2 protein-coding genes are annotated in these 2,443 nt (G+C 61.7%); both read left to right on the top strand.

Annotated elements, in window-relative coordinates; all coding sequences use genetic code 11:
- Positions 1-113: 113 nt before the first annotated feature.
- A complete protein-coding gene (istA, locus tag ACODSN_RS16340; RefSeq protein ID WP_489056543.1) occupies positions 114-1,637 on the top strand; it encodes an IS21 family transposase in 1,524 nt (507 codons plus the stop codon).
- Positions 1,627-2,409, top strand: coding sequence for an IS21-like element helper ATPase IstB (gene istB, locus ACODSN_RS16335; protein ID WP_489056544.1), 783 nt, complete (start codon positions 1,627-1,629; stop codon positions 2,407-2,409). The genes istA and istB overlap by 11 nt, the downstream gene beginning before the upstream one ends.
- Positions 2,410-2,443 lie beyond the last annotated feature (34 nt).

Below are 2,443 nucleotides of genomic sequence, written 5' to 3'. Positions count from 1 at the left end.
TGTTGATTGCCGTTGAGAAGTGACCCGGGGAGGCCAGTAATTTCCACTGAGAAGTGACCCATGTTTGAACACGTCCCTGGCTTTGGCGGGCGGGGGACCATGGAGTGTTGGACATGGCATTATTGAGCGTCATCCGGCGCTGGCATTACCGCGATCATCTGTCGATCCGGGAGATAGCCAAGCGTACCGGTCTATCGCGTAACACCGTCCGTAAGTATCTGCGGTCGGACACAGTCGAGCCGCAGTTCAAGGCGCCCGAGCGGCCGAGCAAGCTGGACCCGTTCGTCGAGCGGCTGACGGCGTGGCTCCGGCGAGAGATGGGCCGCTCGCGCAAGCAGAAGCGCACAGTCAAGCAGCTCTATGCCGATCTGGTGAGTCTGGGCTTTGATGGGTCCTACGGCCGTGTCGCGGCCTTTGCCCGGAGCTGGCGCGATGATTATCGTCGCCAGCAGCAGATGAGCGGCAAGGGCACCTTCGTGCCGTTGTCGTTCGCCCCGGGTGAGGCGTTCCAGTTTGATTGGAGCGAGGATTGGGCGATTATCGATGGCGTGCGCACCAAGCTGCAGGTGGCGCACTTCAAGCTCAGCTACAGCAAAGCCTTCTTCATTCGGGCGTATCTCCTGCAGACCCACGAGATGCTGTTCGACGCCCATAATCATGCGTTCCGCGTGCTGGGCGGCGTGCCGCGCCGCGGCATCTATGACAACATGCGCACCGCGGTCGACAAGGTCGGACGCGGCAAGGACCGGACCGTCAACGCCCGCTTCCTGACGATGGTCAGTCATTATCTCTATGAGGCGGAGTTCTGTAATCCGGCAGCGGGTTGGGAGAAGGGCCAGGTCGAGAAGAACGTCCAGGATGCGCGACATCGGCTGTGGCAGCCGGTTCCCCAGATCGAGACTCTCGATGCCCTGAACAACTGGCTGGAGGATCGCTGCAAGGCGCTGTGGCAGGATATCCCGCATGGGATCGAACCGGGTTCTGTCGCTGATGCCTGGGCCGAGGAGGTGGCAAGCCTCATGCCGATGGGCAGGCCGTTCGACGGCTTTGTCGAGTATGGCAAGCGGGTCTCGCCAACCTGCCTTATCCATCTGGAGCGTAACCGCTACAGTGTGCCGGCCTCCTTCGCCAACCGTCCTGTCAGCGTGCGGCTCTATCCTGACCGCTTCCTCGTCGTCGCAGAGGGGCAGCTGCTATGCGAGCATCAGCGGATCATCGATCGATCCCATGATGGACCGGGACGCACTGTTTATGACTGGCGCCATTATCTGGCGGTGGTCCAGCGCAAGCCTGGAGCCCTGCGCAACGGCGCGCCGTTCCTCGAGATGCCCGACCCCTTCCAGCGGTTACAGCGCCATCTGTTGCGCGCTCCCGGCGGCGACAGGGAGATGGTCGAGATCCTTGCCCTGGTGCTGCACCATGATGAGCAGGTCGTGCTGATGGCGGTCACCATGGCGCTGGAGGCCGGTGTTCCGACCAAGACCCATATCCTCAACCTCTTGCACCGGCTGATCGACGGCAAGCCGCTGACGACACCGCCGATCACGGCGCCACAAGCGTTGAAGCTCGTCAGCGAACCGCTTGCCAATGTGGAACGCTATGATGCGCTGCGCGGGGAGAACCGCCATGCGTCATGATCCCGCCAGCGGCGCCATCATCGTCATGCTGCGCAGCCTCAAGATGCACGGCATGGCACAAGCCGTCACCGATCTCATGGAACAAGGAGCGCCAGCGTTCGATGCGGCCGTCCCGATCCTGTCCCAGCTTCTGAAGGCGGAGACTGCCGAACGGGAGGTGCGATCGGTATCCTATCAGCTCAAGATCGCGCGGTTCCCGGCCTATCGCGATCTGGCGGGCTTCGACTTTGCCAGCAGCGAGATCAATGAGGCACTGGTCCGCCAGCTCCACCGCTGCGAGTTTATGGACGTGGCCGACAATATCGTGCTGGTCGGCGGTCCCGGCACCGGCAAGACCCACATCGCCACCGCGCTGGGCGTTCAGGCCATCGAGCATCACCGCAAACGGGTGCGGTTCTTCTCCACAGTCGAGCTGGTCAACGCGCTCGAACAGGAGAAGGCACAGGGCAAAGCTGGCCAGATCGCCGGCAGGTTGGCCCACTCCGATCTCGTGATCCTCGATGAACTTGGCTATCTGCCGTTCAGCGCCTCAGGCGGCGCTCTGCTGTTCCATCTGCTGAGCAAACTCTACGAGCGCACCAGCGTCATCATCACGACCAACCTGAGCTTCAGCGAATGGGCCACCGTCTTCGGTGACGCCAAGATGACCACCGCGCTCCTCGATCGGCTCACCCATCATTGCCACATACTTGAAACCGGCAACGACAGCTTCCGGTTCAAGAACAGCTCGGCTCAGCAGCCCAAAACCAGAAAGGAGAAAACCCCATCTTGACCCACCCCTGACATCCGAAACATAATCGCAAGGT

Source organism: Sphingobium sp. FG11 (genome assembly GCF_057809915.1).
Note: the sequence above shows the minus strand (reverse complement) of the source record. Positions and strands in the feature narration are given on the sequence as shown.